Origin of the sequence: Pseudomonas allokribbensis, from assembly GCF_014863605.1 — a bacterium.
Lineage (GTDB): Bacteria > Pseudomonadota > Gammaproteobacteria > Pseudomonadales > Pseudomonadaceae > Aquipseudomonas > Aquipseudomonas allokribbensis.
In genome coordinates, this window is record NZ_CP062252.1 from 5,626,190 (window position 1) to 5,650,308 (window position 24,119).

General features: G+C 59.8%; 25 protein-coding genes. 9 read left to right on the plus strand and 16 right to left on the minus strand.

Annotation, left to right across the window (positions count from 1 at the left end; all coding sequences use genetic code 11):
- Positions 1-69 precede the first annotated feature (69 nt).
- A complete protein-coding gene (locus IF199_RS25825; protein WP_192559031.1) occupies positions 70-624 on the plus strand; it encodes a GspH/FimT family pseudopilin in 555 nt (184 codons plus the stop codon).
- Here the strand turns inward: IF199_RS25825 and ispH are convergent.
- The 5 genes from ispH to ribF form a co-directional block, all read right to left on the minus strand.
- Positions 596-1,540, minus strand: a complete 945-nt coding sequence (gene ispH, locus IF199_RS25830) for a 4-hydroxy-3-methylbut-2-enyl diphosphate reductase (protein ID WP_192559032.1) — start codon at positions 1,538-1,540, stop codon at positions 596-598. The genes IF199_RS25825 and ispH overlap by 29 nt on opposite strands.
- A 72-nt stretch (positions 1,541-1,612) precedes the next feature.
- Positions 1,613-2,050: an FKBP-type peptidyl-prolyl cis-trans isomerase gene (fkpB, locus tag IF199_RS25835; RefSeq protein ID WP_173861359.1), complete on the minus strand. Its 438-nt coding sequence runs from the start codon at positions 2,048-2,050 to the stop codon at positions 1,613-1,615.
- Between the two features lie 7 nt (positions 2,051-2,057).
- Positions 2,058-2,570, minus strand: coding sequence for a signal peptidase II (gene lspA, locus IF199_RS25840; protein WP_096820866.1), 513 nt, complete (start codon positions 2,568-2,570; stop codon positions 2,058-2,060).
- Positions 2,563-5,394, minus strand: a complete 2,832-nt coding sequence (ileS, locus tag IF199_RS25845; RefSeq protein WP_192559033.1) for an isoleucine--tRNA ligase — start codon at positions 5,392-5,394, stop codon at positions 2,563-2,565. The genes lspA and ileS overlap by 8 nt, the downstream gene beginning before the upstream one ends.
- A gap of 13 nt (positions 5,395-5,407) precedes the next feature.
- Positions 5,408-6,346, minus strand: a complete 939-nt coding sequence (gene ribF, locus IF199_RS25850) for a bifunctional riboflavin kinase/FAD synthetase (protein WP_007959537.1) — start codon at positions 6,344-6,346, stop codon at positions 5,408-5,410.
- Here ribF and IF199_RS30300 point away from each other — a divergent pair.
- Entirely contained in the window at positions 6,254-6,520 is a 267-nt protein-coding gene (locus IF199_RS30300; protein WP_208491913.1) for a hypothetical protein, read from the plus strand. The genes ribF and IF199_RS30300 overlap by 93 nt on opposite strands.
- Here IF199_RS30300 and murJ read toward each other — a convergent pair.
- Entirely contained in the window at positions 6,476-8,014 is a 1,539-nt protein-coding gene (murJ, locus tag IF199_RS25855; protein ID WP_192559034.1) for a murein biosynthesis integral membrane protein MurJ, read from the minus strand. The two genes, IF199_RS30300 and murJ, sit on opposite strands and share 45 nt — an antisense overlap.
- A gap of 252 nt (positions 8,015-8,266) precedes the next feature.
- On the opposite strand from murJ, the gene rpsT reads away from it, so the two are divergent.
- On the plus strand, positions 8,267-8,539 hold the full coding sequence (gene rpsT / locus IF199_RS25860; RefSeq protein WP_003228351.1) for a 30S ribosomal protein S20: 273 nt from the start codon (positions 8,267-8,269) through the stop codon (positions 8,537-8,539).
- A gap of 117 nt (positions 8,540-8,656) precedes the next feature.
- On the opposite strand, the gene IF199_RS25865 is transcribed toward rpsT, so the two are convergent.
- From IF199_RS25865 to rplU, 5 genes are all read right to left on the minus strand, one after another.
- Positions 8,657-9,121 (minus strand): CreA family protein, encoded by a 465-nt coding sequence (locus IF199_RS25865; protein ID WP_192559035.1) that lies wholly within the window; start codon positions 9,119-9,121, stop codon positions 8,657-8,659.
- 11 nt (positions 9,122-9,132) lie between these two features.
- On the minus strand, positions 9,133-10,251 hold the full coding sequence (gene proB, locus IF199_RS25870) for a glutamate 5-kinase (RefSeq protein WP_085689726.1): 1,119 nt from the start codon (positions 10,249-10,251) through the stop codon (positions 9,133-9,135).
- Between the two features lie 137 nt (positions 10,252-10,388).
- Entirely contained in the window at positions 10,389-11,612 is a 1,224-nt protein-coding gene (gene cgtA / locus IF199_RS25875; protein WP_192559036.1) for an Obg family GTPase CgtA, read from the minus strand.
- A gap of 193 nt (positions 11,613-11,805) precedes the next feature.
- A complete protein-coding gene (gene rpmA / locus IF199_RS25880) occupies positions 11,806-12,063 on the minus strand; it encodes a 50S ribosomal protein L27 (RefSeq protein ID WP_016773121.1) in 258 nt (85 codons plus the stop codon).
- A 34-nt stretch (positions 12,064-12,097) separates the two neighbouring features.
- On the minus strand, positions 12,098-12,412 hold the full coding sequence (gene rplU, locus IF199_RS25885) for a 50S ribosomal protein L21 (RefSeq protein ID WP_007950961.1): 315 nt from the start codon (positions 12,410-12,412) through the stop codon (positions 12,098-12,100).
- 239 nt (positions 12,413-12,651) lie between these two features.
- Here rplU and IF199_RS25890 point away from each other — a divergent pair, with 239 nt between their 5' ends.
- The 3 genes from IF199_RS25890 (at position 12,652) to IF199_RS25900 (ending at position 14,553) form a co-directional block, all read left to right on the plus strand.
- Entirely contained in the window at positions 12,652-13,620 is a 969-nt protein-coding gene (locus IF199_RS25890) for a polyprenyl synthetase family protein (RefSeq protein WP_102621104.1), read from the plus strand.
- Positions 13,621-13,745: 125 nt separating this feature from the next.
- Positions 13,746-14,087, plus strand: a complete 342-nt coding sequence (locus IF199_RS25895) for a zinc ribbon domain-containing protein YjdM (protein WP_007950963.1) — start codon at positions 13,746-13,748, stop codon at positions 14,085-14,087.
- Positions 14,088-14,295: 208 nt separating this feature from the next.
- Positions 14,296-14,553 carry a PA4570 family protein gene (locus IF199_RS25900; protein WP_039771721.1) on the plus strand — a complete coding sequence of 86 codons (258 nt, stop codon included), beginning with the start codon at positions 14,296-14,298 and terminating at the stop codon, positions 14,551-14,553.
- Positions 14,554-14,602: 49 nt separating this feature from the next.
- Here IF199_RS25900 and bamJ read toward each other — a convergent pair whose 3' ends face one another.
- The 3 genes from bamJ to IF199_RS25915 all read right to left on the minus strand — a co-directional run bounded on the left by bamJ (position 14,603) and on the right by IF199_RS25915 (position 16,276).
- On the minus strand, positions 14,603-15,220 hold the full coding sequence (bamJ, locus tag IF199_RS25905) for a BamJ family beta-barrel-assembly machinery protein (protein ID WP_192559037.1): 618 nt from the start codon (positions 15,218-15,220) through the stop codon (positions 14,603-14,605).
- A gap of 126 nt (positions 15,221-15,346) precedes the next feature.
- A complete protein-coding gene (locus IF199_RS25910; protein WP_096820859.1) occupies positions 15,347-15,652 on the minus strand; it encodes a DUF6482 family protein in 306 nt (101 codons plus the stop codon).
- A 135-nt stretch (positions 15,653-15,787) separates the two neighbouring features.
- Positions 15,788-16,276 carry a TIGR00645 family protein gene (locus IF199_RS25915; RefSeq protein ID WP_096820858.1) on the minus strand — a complete coding sequence of 163 codons (489 nt, stop codon included), beginning with the start codon at positions 16,274-16,276 and terminating at the stop codon, positions 15,788-15,790.
- Positions 16,277-16,438: 162 nt separating this feature from the next.
- Here IF199_RS25915 and IF199_RS25920 point away from each other — a divergent pair, with 162 nt between their 5' ends.
- Positions 16,439-18,268 carry a hypothetical protein gene (locus IF199_RS25920; RefSeq protein WP_192559038.1) on the plus strand — a complete coding sequence of 610 codons (1,830 nt, stop codon included), beginning with the start codon at positions 16,439-16,441 and terminating at the stop codon, positions 18,266-18,268.
- A 10-nt stretch (positions 18,269-18,278) separates the two neighbouring features.
- On the opposite strand, the gene IF199_RS25925 is transcribed toward IF199_RS25920, so the two are convergent.
- Positions 18,279-18,608: a PA4575 family protein gene (locus tag IF199_RS25925; RefSeq protein WP_085732860.1), complete on the minus strand. Its 330-nt coding sequence runs from the start codon at positions 18,606-18,608 to the stop codon at positions 18,279-18,281.
- Between the two features lie 243 nt (positions 18,609-18,851).
- On the minus strand, positions 18,852-21,290 hold the full coding sequence (locus IF199_RS25930; protein WP_192559039.1) for a Lon protease family protein: 2,439 nt from the start codon (positions 21,288-21,290) through the stop codon (positions 18,852-18,854).
- A 321-nt stretch (positions 21,291-21,611) separates the two neighbouring features.
- Here IF199_RS25930 and IF199_RS25935 point away from each other — a divergent pair, with 321 nt between their 5' ends.
- Together IF199_RS25935 and IF199_RS25940 are read left to right on the plus strand one after the other, a co-directional pair.
- Positions 21,612-22,100 carry a DUF3015 domain-containing protein gene (locus tag IF199_RS25935; RefSeq protein WP_025108775.1) on the plus strand — a complete coding sequence of 163 codons (489 nt, stop codon included), beginning with the start codon at positions 21,612-21,614 and terminating at the stop codon, positions 22,098-22,100.
- Between the two features lie 95 nt (positions 22,101-22,195).
- Complete coding sequence (locus IF199_RS25940) at positions 22,196-24,049, plus strand: Lnb N-terminal periplasmic domain-containing protein (RefSeq protein ID WP_192559040.1); 1,854 nt, start codon at positions 22,196-22,198, stop codon at positions 24,047-24,049.
- The last annotated feature ends 70 nt before the right edge of the window (positions 24,050-24,119 follow it).

The following is a 24,119-nucleotide window of genomic DNA, read 5'->3' on the forward strand; positions in this document are numbered from 1 at the left end:
ACGTCGGTTGATTTGCCCTGCCCGGCGCACGGATCGCGTCGGACACCCTGCCCCACGGAGGGAATACACATGCCGCAACAGGGTTTCAGCCTGGTCGAACTGCTTATGGGACTGGCGATCGGCGCAATTGTTCTGTCACTGGTCAGCCCGGCGTTTGCAACGCTGACGGAGTCAAACCACCGACAGCAGGCCGCAGAATCGCTGATCAGCGGGATCCGCACTGCCCGGACCCAGGCGATCACGCGCAATCAGAGCGTGGTGATTCACGGCATCGACGGGGACTGGAGCCGGGGCTGGCGGATCATTCTGGATGTCAGTGGCAAGGGTGCGGAGGACAGAAGCAATCCGCTGCTGGTCGAACACGCCAGTGATGGGCGAATACCCATTGTCGGCAACTGGTTCGTCAGTCGGTACATACGGTTCAGCAGTCTGGGGCAACCGCTGATGCCCGGGCGGGCGTTTCAGGCAGGAAAACTACATATCTGTTCGACCCGCGAGCCGGTCAGCCAGCTTCAACTGGTGCTGGCGGCGACCGGTCGCGTGCGCCTGGCCAGCGAAAAGGCTGAACAGGCGCTGTGTCGAAAGGATAAAGCGGTCAGATCGAACGTACGCGCAGCTCTTTAGGCATGGAGAACGTGATGTTCTCTTCACGCCCGGCCAGTTCATCGGCACCGGTAGCGCCCCAGGCCTGCAATTGCTGGATCACGCCACGTACCAGCACTTCCGGTGCGGAGGCCCCGGCGGTGATACCGATGCGCTCGACGCCATCGAACCAGCTCTTTTGCAGATCTTCGGCACCGTCGATCAGGTACGCCGGCGTGGCCATGCGTTCTGCCAGCTCGCGCAGACGGTTGGAGTTGGAGCTGTTCGGGCTGCCGACCACCAACACCACGTCGCATTCGTCGGCCAGTTGCTTGACCGCGTCCTGACGGTTCTGCGTGGCGTAGCAGATATCGTCCTTGCGCGGGCCACCGATGGCCGGGAAACGGGAGCGCAACGCGTCGATGACTCGACTGGTGTCGTCCATCGACAAGGTGGTCTGGGTCACGAAGGCCAGTTTTTCCGGGTCATGTACCCGCAGTTCGGCAACATCCTTCTCGTCTTCGACGAGGTAGATTGCACCGCCATTGCTGGCGTCGTACTGGCCCATGGTGCCTTCGACTTCCGGGTGACCGGCGTGGCCGATCAGGATGCATTCACGGCCGTCGCGGCTGTACTTGGCGACTTCGATGTGCACCTTGGTCACCAGCGGGCAAGTGGCGTCGAACACTTTCAGGCCACGACCGGCGGCTTCGGTGCGCACGGCTTGCGAGACGCCATGGGCACTGAAGATCACGATGACATCGTCCGGCACCTGATCCAGCTCTTCGACGAAGATCGCGCCACGACTGCGCAGGTCCTCGACGACGAACTTGTTGTGCACCACTTCATGACGCACGTAGATCGGCGGCCCGAAGACTTCCAGGGCGCGGTTGACGATTTCGATCGCCCGGTCCACGCCGGCGCAGAAGCCACGGGGGTTGGCGAGTTTGATTTGCATGCTGTGCCTCGTGTCTTGCGCGCGAAAATTCAGATCAATGCAGGAGCCGGTGCGGCCCCTGCAGAACAGCGTTTACAACGCTTTGACGGAGAAGATTTCCACGTCAAAGGTCAGCGTCTTGCCGGCCAGCGGATGGTTGAAGTCGACGGTCACTTGCGCGTCGTCGAACTCTTTCACCACACCCGGCAGCTCAGTATTGGCCGCATCGTTGAAGATCACCAGCAGACCCGGCGACAGTTCCATGTCGGCAAACTGCGAACGTGGAATGACCTGCACGTTCTGCGGGTTCGGCTGGCCGAACGCGTTTTCCGGCTCGACGGTCAGAGTCCGCTTGTCACCTGCCTTGAAGCCGAACAACGCCGCCTCGAAGCCCGGCAGCAAGTTGCCGTCGCCGACCTTGAAGGTCGCCGGGGCCTTGTCGAAGGTGCTGTCGACCGTATCGCCGTTCTCCAGGCGCAATGCAAAGTGCAAGGTGACTTCCGTGTTCTGGCCAATGCGTTGCTCAGCCAATACCTGTTCAGTCATGAACGGTTTCTCCGGATTTCTTGGATTTGAACATGTCCAGTGCCAGCATCACCGCACCCACGGTGATGGCGCTGTCGGCGAAGTTGAACGCCGGGAAGTACCAGCGGTTCTGCCAGTGCACCAGAATGAAATCGATCACATGCCCCAGGGCAATGCGGTCATACAGATTGCCCAGCGCGCCGCCCAGCACCAATGCCAGTGCGACGGCCAGCCAGGTTTCGTTGCGGCCCAGGCGTTTGAGCCAGACCACCAGCACCGCACTGACCACGACCGCGATCAGGGCGAACAGCCAGCGCTGCCAGCCGGAGCTGTCAGCCAGGAAGCTGAATGCCGCGCCCGTGTTGTAGGCCAGGGTCCAGCTGAAGTAATCGGGAATGATCACGATCTGCTGGTACATCTCGAGCTTGCCTTCGAAGTAGAACTTGCTGGCCTGGTCAATGACCAGAACCAGCAAGCTCAACCAGAGCCAGCTCAGCCGTCCGAAACGGCCAACGGCATTAGGCATAGTGACGAACCTCGCCGGCGCCGTCGATGTTGTCCACGCAACGGCCGCAGATTTCCGGATGCTCCGGGTTCACGCCGACGTCTTCACGGCAGTGCCAGCAACGGGCGCATTTCGGGAAGGCCGATTTGACGATCTTCAGCTTCAGGCCGCTGACTTCAGTAGCCACTGCATCGGCAGGAGCCTGCACGAACGGCGCAACGCTGGCGGTCGAAGTAATCAGAACGAAGCGCAGCTCGTTGCTCAGTTTGGCCAGGTCGGCGCTCAGGTCGTCTTCGGCGAACAGCGTCACTTCGGCCTGCAGGTTGCCACCCACGGCCTTGGCCGCGCGCTGGATTTCCATCTCTTTGTTGACCGCCACCTTCACTTCCATGATGCGATCCCAGTAGGCGCGACCCAGCTCGAAGCCTTCCGGCAGCTCGGTCAGACCTTCGTACCAGGTGTTGAGCATCACCGATTCGTTGCGCTCGCCCGGCAGGTATTGCCACAGTTCGTCGGCGGTGAATGCCAGGATCGGTGCGATCCAGCGCACCAGCGCTTCGGAGATGTGGAACAGCGCGGTCTGGCACGAACGACGGGCCTTGCTGTCGGCGCCGGTGGTGTACTGGCGATCCTTGATGATGTCGAGGTAGAAACCACCCAGCTCCTGAACGCAGAAGTTGTGGATCTTCGAGTAGACGTTCCAGAAACGGTATTCGCCGTAGTGCTCTTGCAGCTCGCGTTGCAGCAGCAGGGTGCGATCCACCGCCCAGCGATCCAGCGCCAGCATGTCTTCGGCTGGCAGCAGGTCGGTGGCCGGGTTGAAACCGGTCAGGTTGGAAAGCAGGAAGCGCGCGGTGTTACGGATACGACGATAGGCGTCCGCACTGCGCTGCAGGATCTGCTCGGATACGGCCATTTCGCCGGAGTAGTCGGTCGAAGCGACCCACAGACGCATGATGTCGGCGCCCAGGGTGTCGTTGACTTTCTGCGGCGCGATCACGTTGCCCAGGGACTTGGACATCTTGCGGCCGGACTCGTCCACGGTGAAACCGTGGGTCAGCAGCTCGCGGTACGGCGCGTGGTTGTCGATGGCGCAACCGGTCAGCAAGGACGAATGGAACCAGCCACGGTGCTGGTCCGAACCTTCCAGGTACAGGTCGGCGCGCGGGCCGGTCTCGTGGCCCATCGGGTGCGAACCGCGCAGGACGTGCCAGTGCGTGGTGCCCGAGTCGAACCAGACGTCGAGGGTGTCGCTGATCTTGTCGTACTGCGGGGCTTCATCACCCAGCAGTTCGGCAGCGTCGAGTTTGAACCAGGCTTCGATGCCTTCGACTTCAACGCGCTTGGCGACTTCTTCCATCAGCTCGACGGTACGTGGGTGCAGCTCGCCGCTTTCCTTGTTCAGGAAGAACGGGATCGGCACACCCCAGTTGCGCTGACGGGAGATGCACCAGTCCGGACGGTTGGCGATCATCGAGTGCAGACGAGCCTGGCCCCAGGCCGGAACGAACTTGGTTTCTTCGATGGCTTTGAGCGAGCGCACACGCAGGGTGTCGCCGCTGACCGGCTCTTTGTCCATGCCGATGAACCACTGCGCCGTAGCGCGGTAGATCAGCGGGGTCTTGTGACGCCAGCAGTGCATGTAGCTGTGTTCGATGACGGTGGTGTGCAGCAGCGCACCGACTTCGGTCAGTTTGTCGACGATGGCCGGGTTGGCCTTCCAGATGAACTGGCCGCCGAAGAACTCCAGCGACGGCACGTAAACGCCGTTGCTCTGTACCGGGTTGAGGATATCGTCGTTGACCATGCCGTACTTCTTGCAGGTCACGAAGTCATCCACGCCGTAGGCCGGGGCGGAGTGAACCACGCCGGTGCCGGCGCCCAGTTCCACGTAGTCGGCCAGGTACACCGGCGACAGACGGTCGTAGAACGGGTGACGGAAATTGATCAGTTCCAGCGCCGAACCCGGAGCGGTCGCCAATACAGTGCCTTCGACGCCGTAACGGGTCAGGCAGGATTCGACCAGCTCTTCAGCCAGCACCAGCAGCTTGTCGCCGACATCAACCAGTGCGTAGTTGAATTCAGGGTGAACGTTCAGCGCCTGGTTGGCCGGGATGGTCCACGGAGTGGTGGTCCAGATCACGATCGAAGCCGGTTTGCTCAACGACGGCAGACCGAACGCGGCGGCCAGTTTGGCCTCGTCAGCGATCGGGAACGCGACGTCGATGGTCGAGGACTTCTTGTTCTCGTACTCGACTTCAGCCTCGGCCAGGGCCGAACCGCAATCGAAGCACCAGTTCACGGGCTTCAGGCCCTTGAACACGAAACCGCCCTTGACGATTTCGGCGAGGGCACGGATTTCACCAGCCTCGTTCTTGAAGTCCATGGTCTTGTACGGGTTGGCGAAGTCGCCCAGCACGCCGAGACGGATGAATTCGGTCTTCTGCCCTTCGATCTGCTCGGTGGCGTAGGCACGGCACAGTTCGCGGGTCTTGTCCGCGCCCAGGTTCTTGCCGTGGGTCACTTCAACCTTGTGCTCGATCGGCAGGCCGTGGCAATCCCAACCTGGAACGTACGGCGCGTCGAAGCCCGACAGGGTCTTCGAGCGGATGATCATGTCCTTGAGAATCTTGTTCAGAGCGTGACCGATGTGGATCGTGCCGTTGGCGTACGGAGGGCCGTCGTGCAGGACGAACTTCGGACGATCCTTGCCAATCTCGCGCAACTTTCCGTACAGGCCAATACTGTCCCAGCGCTGCAGGATCTGCGGTTCGCGCTGTGGCAGGCCGGCCTTCATTGGGAAGGCGGTGTCCGGAAGGTTTAGCGTGGCTTTATAGTCGGTCATTTAAGGCTCTTCATTAGCGATGGGCGCTAGGTGCGGCTAGTGCACGGGCGGCGGCGACATCCGCGCTGATCGCCGTTTTCAATGCCTCCAGGGAGGCGAAACGCTGCTCTTCACGCAGCTTCTGGTGGAAAACCACCGTCAAACGCCGGTCATACAGATCGCCGGCAAAATCTAAAAGGTGGACTTCAAGGTGGGCCTTGCCATCACCTTGCACCGTGGGCCGCACGCCGATATTGGCGACGCCGGGCCAAGTCTTGCCGTCGATGTCGACGTCGACCAGGTAAACCCCGGTGAACGGCACGCGACGGCGCTTGAGTTGAATGTTGGCAGTGGGCGTACCCAGTTGCCGGGCCAGTTTCTGGCCATGCAGCACGCGACCGGCAATCCGGTACGGGCGGCCGAGCAGACGCTCAGCCAGAGCAAAATCGGCGGCGGCCAACGCATTGCGCACCTGAGTGCTGCTGACACGAATGCCGTCCAGCTCGACGGTTTGCGCGGCCTCCACGGTAAACCCGTGAACCTGCCCGGCCTGCAGCAGAAAATCGAAATCGCCGAGACGGTCGCAGCCGAAACGGAAATCGTCACCGACTTCCAGATGCTGCACGCCGAGGCCATCAACGAGGATGGTGTCGACGAATTCACTGGCGCTGAGTTTGCTCAGGCGCTGGTTGAAGGCCAGGCACAAGACCCGGTCAACACCTTCGGCGGCCAGCAGTTGCAGCTTGTCGCGCAACCGGGCCAGACGCGCCGGAGCGGTCTCCGGGGCAAAGAATTCCCGTGGCTGCGGCTCGAAAATCACCACGCAGCTGGGTACGCCCAACTCGAGCGCACGCTCACGCAGTCGGGCCAGGATGGCCTGGTGACCACGGTGAACACCGTCAAAGTTGCCAATAGTGGCGACGCAGCCCCGATGCTGGGGGCGCAAGTTGTGAAGGCCTCGAACCAGCTGCATAACGCGCTTCTTGCTCATAAAGTGGCCGATTATAACCACACCCGGCGGCAGACGACAGGCAACACCGTAACCCAAAGTGATCGAGCCGACAAAACTGCCGGCTCAAGCCCGTTTATCAAGGATAAAACCTCAGCTCAACGCCTTGCGATTGAAGTCGCGCAGGCGGAAACCTAGCAGCAGCAACATGCCGAAATACGCCACCACGCCGGCAACCACCAAGGCGCCCAGGCGCAGGAAGCGTTCCAGCATGTGGCCCTGATCCCACGCGGGCATGAAATGCATGCCGATCAACAGCACTACCGACATCACCGCCACGGCGACCACCAGCTTGAAACCGAACTTCAGCCAGCCCGGCTGCGGTTGATACATCTGCTGCTTGCGCAGTTGATAGAACAGCAGCCCGGCGTTCAGACAGGCACCGGCGCTGATCGCCAACGCCAGCCCGGCGTGCGCCAGCGGGCCGATCAGCACCAGGTTGAACAACTGCGTGACCACCAGGGTGAAAATTGCGATTTTTACCGGCGTGCGGATGTTCTGTTGCGCGTAGAAGCCTGGCGCCAGCACTTTGATCACGATAATGCCGAGCAGACCGACAGAGTAGGCAATCAACGCGCGCTGGGTCATGGCTGCGTCAAACCCGCTGAACTGGCCGTACTGGAACAGCGAAACCGTCAACGGCTCGGCCAGAATCCCCAGCGCCAAAGCACACGGCAACACCAGTACGAAGCACAGGCGCAGGCCCCAGTCGAGAATTCGCGAGTACTCGTGACGGTCCTTGCTGGCGTAGGTCTTGGCCAATGTCGGCAGCAAAATCGTGCCCAGCGCCACACCCAGCACGCCGGACGGCAATTCCATGAGGCGGTCGGCGTAGTACATCCACGACACCGAGCCCGCCACCAGAAACGAAGCGAAGATAGTGTTGATGATCAGGGAAATCTGGCTGACCGAGACACCGATGATCGCCGGCAACATCTGTTTCATCACCCGCCAGACACCGGTATCGCGCAGATTCAGGCGTGGCAGCACCAGCATGCCGATCTTTTTCAGGTGCGGCAGTTGATAGAGCAACTGCGCCAGACCGCCAACCAGCACCGCCCAGCCGAGCGCCATGACCGGTGGATCGAAGTACGGCGTCAGGAACAGCGAAAACACGATCATGCTGACGTTGAGCAGGGTCGGCACGAACGCCGGCACCGAGAAACGGTTCCAGGTATTGAGAATCGCACCCGCCAGAGATGACAGGGAGATCAGCAATATATAGGGGAAGGTCACTCGCAGCAGGTCAGAGGTCAGCTGGAATTTTTCCGGTGTGTTGGCAAAACCGGGGGCCGTGGCCCAGATCACCCAGGGCGCGGCAATCATGCCCAGCGCCGTCACCAGCGCCAGAACCAGCGTCAGAAGTCCCGTCACATAGGCAATGAAGGTGCGAGTCGCCTCCTCACCCTTCTGACTTTTGTATTCGGCAAGAATCGGCACAAACGCTTGGGAAAATGCACCCTCGGCGAAGATTCGCCGCAGCAGATTGGGCAGTTTGAAAGCGATGAAGAAGGCGTCTGTCGCCATTCCGGCGCCGAATGTACGCGCAATGAGCGTGTCGCGGACAAACCCGAGAATCCGGGAAAGCATCGTGATAGAGCTGACGGCGGCCAACGATTTGAGCAGATTCATTGAAGGAATTTGTGCCTGTCGATAAACAGCAGGCGAACAATGCGCCTACTTGTGCGATACTCCGCGCCGCAACAGCACAGAGCCAAAGCTCGCGAGTTTACAGGTCACACGCCGGAAAGAAATATCCCGTCGCACCACACCTACCACTTAGCGGAACGTTTCAAGCGCCCTTGACAAGACTTCAACTCATCGGCATGATTCGCGGCCTATTTTGTTTGCTATTTCCTAAAAAGTCTTTCGAGGAGCTCGACGGTGGCCAACTCACCTTCCGCCAAAAAACGTGCAAAACAGGCTGAGAAGCGTCGCAGCCACAACGCCAGCCTGCGTTCCATGGTTCGTACCTACATCAAGAATGTAGTTAAAGCCATCGACGCAAAAGACGCTGAAAAAGCTCAAGCTGCATACGTTCTGGCTGTGCCAGTTATCGACCGTATGGCCGATAAAGGCATCATCCACAAGAACAAGGCTGCTCGTCATAAGAGCCGTCTGAATGGCCACGTCAAGGCACTGAAAGAAGCTGCCTAAGCGACGTAGTCATTAAAAAACCGACCTCAGGGTCGGTTTTTTATTGCCTGCGATTTGCTGAAAACAACGCAAAAAAAAAGAGGAGCCAACCGGCTCCCCTTTTTATTTACGTCCAAATTAATGGACTGGCGCCCACGGCAGAATCGGGATCGCTGTCACCGCATTCTGCGGACCACCCTCGATCAGGCGATCGCTATAGACCAGATACACCAGCGTATTACGCTTCTTGTCGAGGAAACGCACCACCTGCATGGTCTTGAACACCAACGAAGTGCGCTCCTTGAACACCTCTTCGCCATCCTTCAACTCACCCTTGAAGTTGATAGAACCGACCTGACGACAAGCAATGGACGCCTCGGCACGATCCTCGGCCAACCCCAAGCCACCCTTCACGCCACCAGTCTTGGCGCGCGACAGATAACAGGTCACACCCTCGACTTTCGGATCATCGAACGCCTCGACCACAATCCGGTCGTTCGGCCCGACAAACTTGAACACCGTCGATACCTGGCCGATTTCCTCGGCCGAGGCCAGCAATGGCAACGCCATCAGCAAGCCCAACAATCCTTTTGCCATGCGCATTGCGCGTTTCCTCAAACAAGAATCAGGTTGTCACGGTGAACCAGTTCCGGCTCAGCCATGTAACCCAGCAAACCGACAATCGCATCTGACGACTGACCGATGATTTTTTGTGCTTCCAGCGCGCTGTAGTTGGCCAGGCCACGGGCGATTTCTCGACCGTCCGGCGCCACGCAAACCACCATCTCGCCGCGACGGAAACTGCCCTGCACCAACTTGACACCAACCGGCAGCAAACTTTTGTTGCCCTGGGACAACGCCGAGACCGCACCATCATCCAGCACCAGCGTGCCACGGGTTTGCAGATGCCCGGCCAGCCACTGCTTGCGTGCCGCCAGCATCCCGCGCTCAGGCGACAGCAACGTACCGATTCGCTCGCCCGCTTTCAGACGATCGAGCACTCGCTCCAGACGCCCACCGACAATGATGGTGTGCGCCCCGGAACGGGCCGCCAGACGCGCCGCGCGCAACTTGGTCTGCATGCCACCACGACCCAACGCGCCACCAGTGCCACCCGCCACCGCATCCAGGCTCGGATCATCGGCGCGCGCCTCGTAAATCAATTGCGCGTCGGGATTGTTGCGCGGATCGGCATCGAACATGCCGTCGCGATCCGTCAGGATCACCAGCAGATCAGCCTCGACCAGGTTGGCCACCAGCGCAGCGAGCGTGTCGTTGTCGCCGAAACGGATTTCGTCGGTGACCACAGTGTCGTTTTCGTTGATCACCGGGATGACCTTCAGCTCGACCAGCGCACGCAAGGTGCTGCGGGCGTTCAGGTAGCGCTTGCGATCGGACAGGTCGTCGTGAGTCAGGAGAATCTGCGCGGTGTGCCGGCCATGCTCGGCAAAGCTCGATTCCCAGGCCTGCACCAAGCCCATCTGACCGATTGCAGCAGCGGCCTGGAGCTCGTGCATCGCACTGGGTCGTGCGGTCCAGCCCAAGCGGCTCATGCCGGCCGCCACCGCCCCGGAGGACACCAGCACCAACTCGACGCCAGCCTCATGCAAGGCCACCATCTGCTCGACCCAGACACCCATTGCCGCGCGATCAAGCCCCTTGCCATCCGCTGTCAGCAAAGCGCTGCCGATCTTCACGACCCAACGCTGCGCACCTGTCACTTTGCTCCGCATCATCTTCAACCTTAGCTTGAGGGCAGCGCGACCCAGCGCTGCCCGTGACGTTATTCGTGGTTATTCGTGACCAACGATCGATTTCCAGATACTAAAACGCCGCTCGATTGAGCGGCGCTTAAGTTTACTTCAACGAATCAGTCACGCACGTAAATGATTTCCGGACCGTCTTCGTCATCCACATCTTCTTCGTCCCAGTCATCGTCGCCGATATCATGGACCGACTTCACGCCGCTGCGACGCAGGGCACGCTTGTCATCCAGCGCCTGCAACTGAGCACGGGCTTCGTCTTCGATGCGCTGATCGAGATCGGCCAGCTCTTCCTTGTAGGCCGGGTCATTGGCCAGGCGATCGGCACGATCTTCCATGTAACGCATGATGTCGTGGCAAAGACGCTCGGTACCCAGCTTGGAGATGGCCGAGATCACATAGACCGGACCGGTCCATTCCAGACGATCGACGATTTCCTTGACGCGAGCATCGTGCTCTTCTTCAAGGATCTGGTCGCACTTGTTCAGCACCAGCCAGCGATCACGCTCGGCCAGCGACGGGCTGAACTTGATCAGCTCGTTGACGATCACTTCAGCAGCATCCGGTGCACTGGCTTCATCCAGCGGCGCCATGTCCACGAGGTGCAGCAGCAGACGGGTACGCGCCAAGTGCTTGAGGAAACGGATACCGAGACCGGCACCGTCGGAAGCACCTTCGATCAGACCCGGAATGTCGGCGATGACGAAGCTTTTCCAGCGATCGACGCTGACCACACCCAGGTTTGGCACCAGCGTGGTGAACGGGTAATCGGCGACTTTCGGCTTGGCAGCCGATACCGAACGGATAAAGGTACTTTTACCGGCGTTCGGCAGGCCCAGCAGACCGACGTCGGCCAGAACCTTCATTTCCAGTTTCAGGTCGCGCTGCTCGCCCGGCTTGCCCGGCGTGGTCTGACGCGGCGCACGGTTGGTACTGGATTTGAAACGAGTGTTGCCCAGACCGTGCCAGCCGCCCTGAACCACCATCAGTTTCTGACCGGCCTTGGTCAGGTCACCGATGACTTCCTGGGTGGCGGAGTCAATCACCGTGGTGCCGACCGGCACGCGCAGGATCAAGTCTTCACCCTTCTTGCCGGTGCAGTCGGTGCTGCCGCCGTTGGAACCACGCTCGGCGTCGAAATGCCGGGTGTAGCGGTAGTCCACCAGGGTATTCAGGTTTTCGTCGGCCATCATGAAGATGGAACCGCCGTCACCGCCGTCACCGCCGTTCGGGCCACCGTTTTCAATGAATTTTTCCCGACGGAAACTCATGGCGCCATTGCCACCGTCGCCAGCTTTTACGCGAATCGATACTTCATCAACAAACTTCATAACCAACGCCTCTCGCCGTACGGACGAGCCGAAAAACAATCAAGACATAAGACTCTTGCAAAAATGAGCGCAGCGACCCCAATCCACGACCTGCATCGCACGCCGGCAGCCCATACAAACAGCTTTGCAAGAGACTCACCCCACAAACGAAAAAGCCCCGTCGCAAGACAGGGCTTCTCCAGCACTCTCGCAGTTAGGCTGCGATTACGCTCACGTAACGACGACCGAAGGCGCCTTTTACTTCAAACTTGATCACGCCTTCGATTTTCGCGAAGAGGGTGTGATCTTTACCCATGCCAACGCCGTAACCAGCGTGGAATTGGGTGCCGCGCTGACGCACGATGATGTTGCCGGCCTTGATGACCTGGCCGCCATACATCTTCACGCCAAGGCGTTTGGCTTCTGAGTCGCGACCGTTACGGGTACTACCACCAGCTTTTTTGTGTGCCATGAGTCAATTCTCCTAGTGAGGAATTAGGCTGAAATTAAGCCTGAATACCGGTGATTTTGATCTCGGTGTACCACTGGCGGTGGCCCATACGCTTCATGTGGTGCTTACGACGACGGAACTTGATGATGCGAACTTTATCGTGACGACCTTGGGAGATCACTTCAGCCACAACGGTAGCGCCAGCAACAACTGGAGCGCCGATATTCACGTCGTCGCCATTGGCAACCAACAGAACGCGATCAAAAGTTACGGATTCGCCAGTAGCGACTTCCAGTTTTTCGATCTTCAGGTATTCACCTGGTGCAACTTTGTACTGCTTGCCACCAGTAACGATTACTGCATAAGACATGGTATTTCTCCGATAATCCTGCTCACCCAGCTCTTTATAAGAAGAGGTATTGGCTGGCATGGCTGCATTGGGCTGGAGGCCCGATTGCAATTGCGTAAGGCAGGTGCTGCCCAGGAAGTTCAGGGTGCGCGATTGTACGCAAGCTACAAGAGTCATGCAAGTGGCCGTCCATCGCGCCTTGACAGGCCCGGACGTGGGTCCTAGCATGCCGCGCAACCCTTCTGGAGCACCTGTCGCTGATGCAACCCCAAGCTTTCTACCGCGCGGTGGCGGACGATTTTAGCGCCGTCGACGGCATCATCAAGAAGCAGCTGACTTCCCGAGTGCCGCTGGTATCGAAAATCGGCGATTACATCACGTCGGCCGGCGGAAAACGCCTGCGTCCTTTATTGGTGCTGCTGTGTGGCAAGGCCCTGGGTCGCGAAGGCGACGACATGCGCCTGCTGGCCGCCACCATCGAATTCCTGCACACCGCCACCCTGCTGCATGACGACGTGGTCGACATGTCCGGCATGCGCCGTGGCCGTTCGACCGCCAACGCCATGTGGGGCAACGCCCCAAGCGTGCTGGTCGGCGATTTCCTGTACTCGCGCTCGTTCGAAATGATGGTCGAACTGGGTTCGATGCCGGTGATGAAGATCCTGTCCCAGGCCACGCGCATCATCGCCGAAGGCGAAGTGCTGCAGTTGTCCAAGGTTCGCGACGCCAGCACCACCGAAGAAACCTACATGGAAGTCATCCGCGGCAAGACCGCGATGCTTTTCGAAGCGTCGACCCACAGCGCCGCGGCACTGGCCGGTGCGACCGCCGAGCAGAGCGAAGCCCTGCGCACCTTCGGTGATCACCTGGGCGTGGCGTTCCAACTGGTCGACGACCTGCTCGACTACAAGGGCGACGCCGAAACCCTGGGCAAGAACGTCGGTGACGATCTGGCCGAAGGCAAGCCGACCCTGCCGCTGATCTACACCATGCGCGAAGGCACGCCGGAGCAAGCCGCACTGGTACGCCAGGCGATCCAGAAAGGCGGGATCGAAGACCTGGAAAGCATCCGCATCGCCGTGGAAGCATCCGGTTCGCTGGAATACACCGCACAGCTGGCCCGTGACTATGTGGCCCGTGCGATCAAGTGCCTCGAAACGCTGCCGGCCAGCGAATACCGCGATGCACTGGTTGAGCTGAGCGAGTTCGCGGTCGCCCGCACGCACTGATCAACGCCGCATCATCAAAAAACCGCAGCCTCCGTCGGAGCCTGCGGTTTTTTGTTGCCTGCCATCTGCAGCTAAAACCTTATACAATGTGCGACTTTTAACGACCCCCTCTCCAAGGAGCCTTAGTGAGCACGTTGCCACCCTGCCCGAAATGCAATTCCGAATACACCTACGAAGACGGCACCCAACTGGTATGCCCGGAGTGCGCCCACGAGTGGTCTGCCGGCGGCGAAGCCGAAGTGGCGTCCGATGATGCCGTGAAGAAAGACTCGGTCGGCAACGTCCTGCAGGACGGCGATACCATCACCGTGATCAAGGACCTGAAGGTCAAGGGCACCTCGCTGGTGGTCAAGGTCGGCACCAAGGTCAAGAACATCCGCCTGTGTGACGGCGACCACGACATTGACTGCAAGATCGACGGCATCGGCCCGATGAAACTCAAATCCGAGTTCGTCAGAAAAGTCTGAATATGCTGTCTTCCATCCCGCGCCCGCCGCGGGATGGAGCTTCGCCCTCCCCTCCGCCTCGCCAGCAAATCCACGCAGTAGCCAAACGCCAGTCGTTTTGACCTTACGCAATCTTTACCCGCAAAAAATCACAAACCGCCAATAGACGCTTGCTATTTGACGAATAAGAATTATTCTCATTGAAACCCTTTCAATGGAGACGAGAACCATGACTTATTTGATCGATGCCTGGCTGGATCGCCCACACCCTTACCTCAGGATCCTGCATCGGGAAACCGGTGAAGTCTGCGCGGTACTGGAAGAAGAAGCCCTGCACGAGTTGCAGGATCAAGGGGATCTGGACGTCAGTGGCCTGAGTTCCAGCGAACCGCTGGTGCTCAAGGAGCTGGTGCGCAATCTGTTCCTGTTCTGCTATGCCCGGGCATTGCGCCCGACCAGTGAGCTGCATCACAAGATCGAAGTATGAGAACGGCGGAGAAACCCTGCACAAGCCACGCTTGTGCAGGGTAACGGGATTACAGAACGTCGAGCAGCTCGACGTCGAACACCAGAACGCTGTGCGGCGGGATGCTGCCAACGCCTTGAGCGCCGTAAGCCAGTTCGCTCGGCACGTACAGACGCCATTTGCTGCCGGCATTCATCAGTTGCAGGGCTTCGGTCCAGCCGGCGATCACGCCGCCAACCGGGAATTCAGCAGGCTGGCCACGCTCGTAGGAGCTGTCGAACACGGTGCCGTCGATCAGCGTGCCGTGGTAGTGAGTACGCACGGTGTCTTCACGGGATGGCTTGGCGCCTTCGCCCTGAGTCAGCACTTCGAATTGCAGACCGGAAGCCAGGGTGGTGATGCCGTCTTTCTTGGCGTTTTCAGCCAGGAACGCACGACCTTCGCCAGCGGCGGCTTCAGCCTTGGCAGCGGCTTCGGCTTGCATGATCTCGCGGATCACTTTGAAGCTGGCGGACAATTCGTCCTGACCCACACGGCTTGGCTTGCCGGCGAATGCGTCGGTCAGACCGGCCAGGATGGCCTCCAGGCTGACACCCGGTGGCGGGTTGTCGCGCAGCTGGTCACCCAGCTGACGGCCGATACCGTAGCTGACGCGGGTTTCGTCGGTGGACAGATTTACTTCGGACATGACACTGCTCCGCTGTGCGGACGGCCTCAGGACATGCCGTGCGTGCACAGCGCGTCCCGGCGCGCCCGGAACCAAAAGGGCGAGCAGACTAGCACAGTTGTTCCGGCATTGATCAGACCCTCGGGCCTACAGTGCCGAGCGCCAGGCCAGCGGGACTTTCAGGCTTTCTTCACCGCTGGCGCCCAGACCGCACATTTCATCGTGCACCGAGGTGTGAACGAGATTGAACGGCAGCACCGGAAAGCTGTGCAGCACATCCCGCGCATGCTCCACCGAGCGCAACATCAGCATCTTGCCCTGTGGATCACTCAGCGGGTACGCCGCGCCATGCATGCGCGCCTCCAGCAGATAAATGCCGCCCTCCATGGAGATCAGGTTCAACTCATCGACCTTCTTGGCGATGGCAAACGCATTCAATTCTTGCAGGTTCATGAACGCACCTCACGCAGTGGCGAGCCGGGACGCCTACAGGGATATGCTTCGGCGCTACAAAGCACAAGCCATAAACGACACCGCCCGTCTGTTTCGCAACAGACGGGCGGTTTTGTTACAGCCTTTGACAACTCATCAGTGCTTGGTGAGTTTGTCCAGATAACCCATGGCAAACGCCGAGATCACGAAAGTCATGTGGATGATCACGTACCACATCAGATGCTCGGGATCGACGTTCTTGGCATCCATGAAGATCCGCAGCAGATGGATCGAGGAAATCGCCACGATCGACGCCGCCACTTTCATTTTCAGCGACGAGGAGTCCATGGTGCCCAGCCAGCTGAGCTTCTCTTTGCCTTCGTCGATGTTCAGCTCGGACACGAAGTTCTCGTAGCCGGAAATCATCACCATCACCAGCAAACCGCCCACCAGCGCCATGTCGATCAGCGACAGCAGCACCAGAATCAGCTCGGACTCGGCCATGGAGAACACGTTGGGAATGACATGAAACACTTCCTGGAAGAATTTCAATGCCAGCGCCAGCAGCCCGAGAGACAGCCCGATATAGATCGGCGCCAGCAGCCAGCGCGAGGCGTACATTGCATTTTCGATAAAGCGTTCCATTGACTCTCACACAAGGGGGGTTGTAATCGGCGGCGAGTATACCAGTCCCCCATGACAGCCAGAAACCGCCCGGAAATCCGCTACCTGCGTGTGTGTGACAAAGTTTTTCTGCTAGTGTCCAAACCATTGACAGCCCAGCGACAGTGGACAGGACGACTGGAAATGGATGTGCGATTGCCGTTAACGACTGCCGGAATTTGCTTCGCCCTGATGATCGGCGGCTGCTCGCCCGGTGAGGAAAAACACCCGCTCAGCCTCGAAGAAAAGACTGCACAGTTCGAACAGTCCCTGGACGCGATCACCGACCCGAAACTCAAGGATGCCGTGACCGAACTTGGCGGCTCGTTACTGCTGCTGGAGCGCGCGCAGCAACGACTCGACAACAAACCGCCCAGAACCGAATACGGCGAAGACGCCCTCGGTGTACTCAAGCATTACCCGACGCCTCAGGCGCTGGTCGACACCTTCATCAACGGCCTGTTCGTGCTGCACAAGGATGCCAGCTCCGACTACCTCACCGACCTGCAACCGGTGTTCCCCTTCAACCTCAACATTCCCGGCGGGTTCCTGTTCCCCCACGGCGTGGAATGGCAATCGGTGACCCTGAGCAACAAGCGGGTGATCACCTACCAGCCGGAATGGTCGGAAACCGATCCGGGCATTCAGTTGAGCCCGTCCAGTTCCAACGTCACCAACCCCGATGACCTGACCGTGACCTACCCGTTCATCGAAGGCCTGGATGTCGACAAGAAAACTCGGCCGCGCCCCGTGAGCCTGCAAGGCCAGGTTGAAGTCATCGCCCCGAAACGCCTGCACAGTTTCGACCTGGGCAAAAAGGACATTGGCCAGACCCGAACCGACGCCAACCTCAGCGTGACCCTGCTGAAGCTGGAAAAGAACTACGCCGAAGTCGAGTTCAGCAACAGCCTGCCGCTAGCCCCGGAAGTCGCCAACACCCCGCTCAATCCGCTGATCGTCCAGGCCCGCGACACGACCGGCCAGTACCTGGTGCGCGCCGGCGCCATCAACGAGAGCCCCGAGCAGGTCGGCTTCTATCAAAAACAACTGGTGCACCTGCAACAGCAAAAAGCCTGGAGCGAAGCACTGGAAAAACAGCTGAACGACGATCAGCACGCCTTCGAGCAACAGCATCCGCGCCGCTACAACAAGGTGTACTTCAACGGCCCGATCGATACCCTCGAAGTCAGCGTTCTGGACTTTTCCGAAGCCACCGTCACCCGTAAGCCACTGGACCTGCCGGTCCGCGAGTTCGACTCGCACACCACGGCGAAAACCGTGCAACCGCTGGATCTGGCGATCACCGTCTACGACGACCAGGCGCCCAACTGGCTCAAAGGTGCGTCACTGACCGAGGACGAGCTGAAAAAAAGCATCCATATCCGCCAGTCAGTGGAGGAGCCCAGTGCCGCGCGCATCGAGTTCGATCACCGCAAAACCTTCAATGACGAACTGCTGGGCGACGACCTGGCCCCCGGCGAAAGCCCGGTGACGTTCTTCACTGAAAAACACAACGGCAAGCTGGACGAACCGATCGAATTGCCGGCCGAGGCGTATCAGGTGGATCCGTTGCAAGCGACCATCACCTATGACTTGAACCTGTTCCCGGAAACCCCGGCGATTGCCGTCGGCTCGATGCCGCTGTTTCTGGCCACGGTGGAGAAGCAGGCCTTCGAAGCCAAGGCGTTGCCCAAAGGCCTGGAAATCAGGAACAACGCACTGGTGGTGGATCTGAAACTGTTCCCGGCCAACGAATGGCGATTCTTCGTCAAGGACGACAGTGGCAACTACCTGAAACAGATTCTTTCGGTCAGCCACGACACGAGCGCAGAAGGCCCGGCGCTGTTCGGCGTGCATTATTTCTACGGCCGCCCGACGCACGTGGAAACCTATCAGCGAACCGACCTCGCCACCGTGCAGTACGGCTTTGAGGTCAAACTCGACAAGGCCCACACACAAGGTGCTGCGCCATGATCGGCGCTAGCTAGTGGTCAAAAACGCCGATGCTGCGCCCACGTCCACCGTTGATCTGCCGTAGCTGGGCTTGCAGGTGCAAAGACCAGATCTGCGGATCATTGGCCAGCTCGTAGCCGTGCATCGTCAGGCTTTCGACGATGGTATCGAGGATCGATTCGGCGGCGATCGGCCCATGAAACGGGCCCTGAGCCTTGATGGCGGAAGGTTGTTCACCGGCCATGCCGGCGGCGAAGAGCAATGTCCACATGCCGTTATCGCCGGCCAACGGCTTGATGGCGCATTCGATACGGGTCACGAGACCCAGGCACTGACGGGTGAGGCAGAGGTTGCGCGACATGGCGGCGACCCTCGGTAAAGCCGGTGTTCAGCCCTTGCTGAAGGGCTGTTTCGATCCCGTGATACTGTCGATGTCCTTGAGCAGAGAATAGAAGAAAAGTCCGCTGCGCAAGCCGCACAGAACCAGAAGGCGCCGAATGGTCATTGTGTGAATATTGACGCCAGAGTGATGGCACTTTTGCCGACGTTCGCGACAAAACAAAATGGGAGCACAAGGCTCCCATTTTTTTGACTGCAGCCTGACTTAAGCTGGTTTGGCCTCGACCAGCGCCTCCTGCGCCAGTTCTTTCTCGGCTTCTTTCAGGTCTTCTTCGCTGATCATCTCGGCAATCACCCGCAGACGCTCCACCACCCGTGCGTTGACGCTACCTTCCGGGAATTCGCCCTCTTCGTTCGGCTCACCGGCAGGCTCGCCCACCAGCAGGCTCAACGCTTCGTCCGCCTGACGCACCGCGTAAACGTGGAACTGCCCTGCGCGCACCGCCGCCAACACCTTTTCATCAAGCATCAGCGTGGCCACGTTGGCTTGCGGAATGATCGCGCCCTGCTCGCCCGTCAGCCCGCGTGCTTCGCAGAGGCGGAAGAAGCCTTCGATCTTCTCGTTGACCCCGCCCACCGCCTGCACTTCACCGAACTGGTTGATCGAACCGGTGATCGCAAAGCATTGCTTGAGCGGGGTTTTCGACAAGGCCGAAATCAGCGTGCAGGCCTCGCCCAGGGACGCACTGTCGCCATCGACGTAACCGTAGGATTGCTCCAGCGCGATGCTCGCGGAAATCGCCAGCGGGAATTCCTGGGCGTAACGGCTGCCCAGATACCCGGTGAGGATCATCACGCCCTTGGAGTGGATCGGCTGACCGAGGTTGACCTCACGCTCGATGTCGACGATGCCGCTGCCGCCCGGGTACACCGTGGCGGAAATCCGCGCCGGCACACCGAACGCCGAGTCGCCGACTTCGAGCACGGTCAGGCCGTTGCACTTGCCGACCGCCGCGCCATCGGTGTCGATCAGGATGATCCCCGCCAGCATGTCGTCGAGAATTCGCGCCGACACCCGCCCGGTGCGAGTGGCCTTGGCCTTCAGGGCGCGCTCGATGTGGCCGGCGTCGGTCATTTCATCGTTGGCCAGATGCCGAATGAAATCCGCCTCGCTGACCAGCTGGAACAGATCGCCGATCCGCGCCGACAAACGCCCCTGGTGCTCGGCCAGACGCGCACTGTAGGTCGCCAGACGCGCCACCGCGTCGGCGGTCAGCGGCGCCATGCCTTCTTCCGAAGTACGGGTTTTCAGCAACTGGGCGAACTGCTCCAGGCTTTCGTCGACCATCGGGATGTCTTCGTCGAAATCCACCAGGACGCGGAACATCTCCTGGAAGTCCGGATCGAGATCCTGCAACGTGTAATACAGCGACCGCGCACCGATGATGATGACTTTGACATTCAACGGAATGAACTGCGGATTGAGCGTCACGGTAGCGAAACGGCCCATCTCGCCCAGTGGCGATTCCATTTTCAGCTTGCGCGATTGCAGGGCGCGCTTGAGCGCATCCCACACGAACGGCTCGCCGAGCATTTTTTCCGCTTCAAGGATCAGGAAACCACCGTTGGCGCGGTGCAGCGCACCCGGACGCAACTGGCGATACGTGGTGTAGAGCGCACCCTGATCGGTGGTGTATTCGATACGACCGAACAGGTTTTCATACGTCGGATGCGGCTCGAACACCACCGGCGCACCGCCGCTGCTCGGATGCCCGACCACCAGACTCGGCGCGTATTGCTCTTCCAGCAGCTTGCGTGCGACCGCATCGGTCTTGCTGTCATCGACCAGTTGCTCGACCACGGTTTTCAGCAGGTAAACCTGCACGGCTTGCAGGTAACCGCAGACCGCCGCGTTTTCCGCGTACTTTTCCGACAGCGGCGAAAGCAATGGTTGCAGGGCCAACGTGATGGTTTCTTCGTTGAGCTGGCGCAACTGATTGCTCGACTCGCGCTTCCATTGCGGCAGGCTCGCGAGTTCTTCGTTCAAGCGTTCTTCGAGGCCGGAAATGTCCTCGTGGAAACGCTCGCGCTCGGCTTCCGGCAGTTGGGCGAATTCGGCCTCGTCCAGCGCCTTGCCTTCGAGCATCGGCGTGAACGCGATGTTGCTGCTGTCGCGGTAAAGGGCGACGTCTTTTTCCAGGGCCAGACGCTCGATGATGTCCAGCGCCTTGTCGTAGCGCTGGTTGAAGGCGCGGTCGATGGCACTTTTCTTCTGCTGGTAGGACGGGTGTTCGAACACGGCGGGAAAAGTCGACAGCAAGTTGTCGATCAAGCCGTTGATGTCACCGATGAACGCAGCGGCAGTGCCCGACGGCAACTCCAGGGCGCGAGGTTCGCGCGGTTCATCGAAATTGTTGACATAGACCCAGTCCGCCGGGGTCTGCAGGCGCTTGCCTTCGGCCTTCAGGTAGCGTTTGACGAACGAGAAACGGCCGGTGCCGGGCTCGCCCATGACGAATACGTTGTAACCGGGGCGTGGCATGGCCACACCGAACTGCAAGGCTTCGACCGCACGTTCCTGGCCAAGCACACCGCGAAAGGGCTCCAGATCATTGGTGGTAGTGAAGCTGAACTGTTCAGCGGAAAACGGACGGGTCAGCGCTTCGGGCGCTAGACGCAAGCTGGCAGCAACAGGATCAGGCATCGGGCTTCCTTAACAATCAGGCGGGGCAGATAGCGGCATTCTGGCGCTGCCCGTGCCCCACTGGCAAGGCGCGCCACACGACAAAGCATAGACAACCGGCCAACCCCGCGGCCGGGCCCATGGAACCGGGGTTTATTCCAAATATTGTGCAAAAAATCACGGAACCGCCGGAACGTGCCTAAACTCCAAACTGCGCGGCTGGAACTAATACCGGCCCACTGGCGCCACAAGGTCTGTACGAAAAATCGCCAAGCGGCGTTTTTCGGTAGAGAGCGGGGCCAGAACCCTGTCCATTGGTATGCACACAAAGAGAACAAAGCTATGAAACGGATTCTTCTCGGTACTCTCTTCACCGTTGTATCACTCAACGCCATGGCTCAGGCGCCAGGCGGTCCGGATTGCGGTTGGGGCAACATGCTGTTCGAAGGTCAGCGTGGCACCCCGGCTCACTTCCTGGCATCCACCACTAACGGCACCTCCGGCAACGCGACGTTCGGCATGACTTCCGGCACCAACGGTTGCTCCACCAACGCGTCGCTGACCTATGGCGGCAAATCCTGGTTTGCCATGAATGGCATGATGAACGAGCTGTCCGAAGACATGGCAAAAGGCAACGGCGAAGCGCTGACGACCTATGCCGTGGTACTGGGCGTGGCGCCGGAAGACCGTGCGCACTTCGCCGCCGTCACTCACGAGCACTTCCAGCAGATCTTCAGCAAGGCTGACGTGACCGCCGAAGACGTGCATACCAACACCCTGGCCGTCCTGAAAGCAGACCCTCGTCTGGCCAAGTACGCGACTCAGGCTTAAGCTCGACCCCACCCGCTTCTTTCGGGAAGCGGGTTTTGTTTTTTCGGCCCGCCCCTCCTTGGGTCTTTTGTTTCTTTCGACTTAAGTTGCCACCTATGCTCAAACGCCTTGCCTGGCTGGCGCTGTGTGTCTGCGCCCCGCTGTCCGCCGCGCCCCACATCGACCCTCAACGTTTGCAGCAACTGGCCAACGATCGCTTCTGGATTTCCCTCGGCCACTACGAAACCGCCAAACTCGGCGGCTGGCGCAGTTACGTCAGCGACAAGAAGTTCTTCCTCGCCCCCGACGGCAACGAGCACCCCGACCACGAACTGGCCGCCACCGTCCAGGCGCTGTACGCCCCGGCCAGTCTCGGCGAGCAACACGCGCAGTGCGTCTACCCGGCGCGCACGCGCTGGCTGAAAGATCAACTCAACCTGAGCGACCTGCCAACGCCGGACTGCACCGACTTCAAGAAATGGTTCAAGGACGTCTCGCCTCACAGCGCGGTGATGATTTTCCCGGCGGCCTACCTCAACAGCCCGTCGTCGATGTTCGGTCACACCCTGCTGCGCATCGACCAGGCTGACGTGCAAAGCGACAAGACCTCGCTGCTCAGCTACGCGATCAACTTCGGCGCCTACATCGAAGGTTCGGACAACAGCATCCTGTATGCCTGGAAAGGCCTGATGGGCGGATATCCGGGACTGTTCGCGCTGGTGCCATATCAGGAAAAACTCTCGGAATACCGCAGCTTGGAAAACCGCGACCTGTGGGAATACCGGCTCAACCTGACGCAAGCCGAAACCGCACGGATGGTCGAGCATGTGTGGGAGCTGAAGCAGATCCAGTTCGACTACTTTTTCTTCGATGAAAACTGCTCCTATCGCCTGCTCGAACTGTTGCAGGTCGCGCGTCCGAGTCTGCGCCTGACCGAGCAATTCCCGCTGACCGCGATCCCCACCGACACGGTCAAAGCGGTGAAGGAAGCCGGACTGGTGGAGCACATCGAATACCGCCCGTCCCGCGAGCGTGAATTGCTCAGCCGCGCCGAGCCCCTGACCGGCGAGGAACAGGACCAGGTGCTGAAAGTCAGCGCCGACCAACAGCAATTACAGGATCCGGCCTTCAAGTCCCTGCCCCGCGACCGGCAGGCGCTGATCATCGACGCCGCGTATCGGCTGGAACGCTACCGCGCCAACGGCCAGGAGCGTGATCCACAGCGAGCGCAGCGCAGTTTCGAACTGCTGCGGGCAATCAACAAGAACCCGGCACCGGAGCTGCAAATCCCGCAGCCGGGTCTGCCCGAAGACGGCCACGAATCCCGCACCTGGCAGGCCGGTCTCGGCACTCGCGGTGACCGCGCATTCGGCGAGTACGGCTTGCGTATGGCCTACCACGATCTCAACGACAACGCCGAGAGTTTCCCCCTCGGCGCGCAGATCGAAATCCTGCAAATGAAGCTGCGCCAGTACGAAGGCAATCACTGGCAGTTCCAGCAGCTGGATCTGGCAACCATCCGCTCGCTGACGCCGCGCAATGCGCTGTTGCAGCCGCTGTCGTGGCAAGTCACCGGCGGTCTGGAGCGAGTGCCGGGCAAGCATGACGACGAAACCCTGGTCAGCCATGTCAACGGTGGCGGTGGCGGCACTTGGGCGCTGGGTGATGATGTACTGGGGTTTGCGCTCGGCACCGTGCGTGTTGAACACAACAATGATTTCGCCGGGTTCGTTTCCCCCGCAGGTGGTTTCAATACCGGTGTGCTGTGGAAAAACCCGTTGGGCAATCTCAGTGTGGAGGCCAAGGGCGATTACTTCTTCAATGGCGAAGTGCGCCGCAGCCTGAGCCTGAACCAGCAGTGGGAGTTATCCCGCAACCTCGGCCTGCGCCTCAGCGCCCAGCGTGAGTTCAGCCATCTGGCAACGCCGGAGACCGAAGTGATGCTTGAGGTGAAGTGGTATCACTACTGAGGTTTTGATCTTTCTTTCACGCCTCATCGACGAATCCGCTTCTAGACTTTCCCTATCAGCCGGATAACGG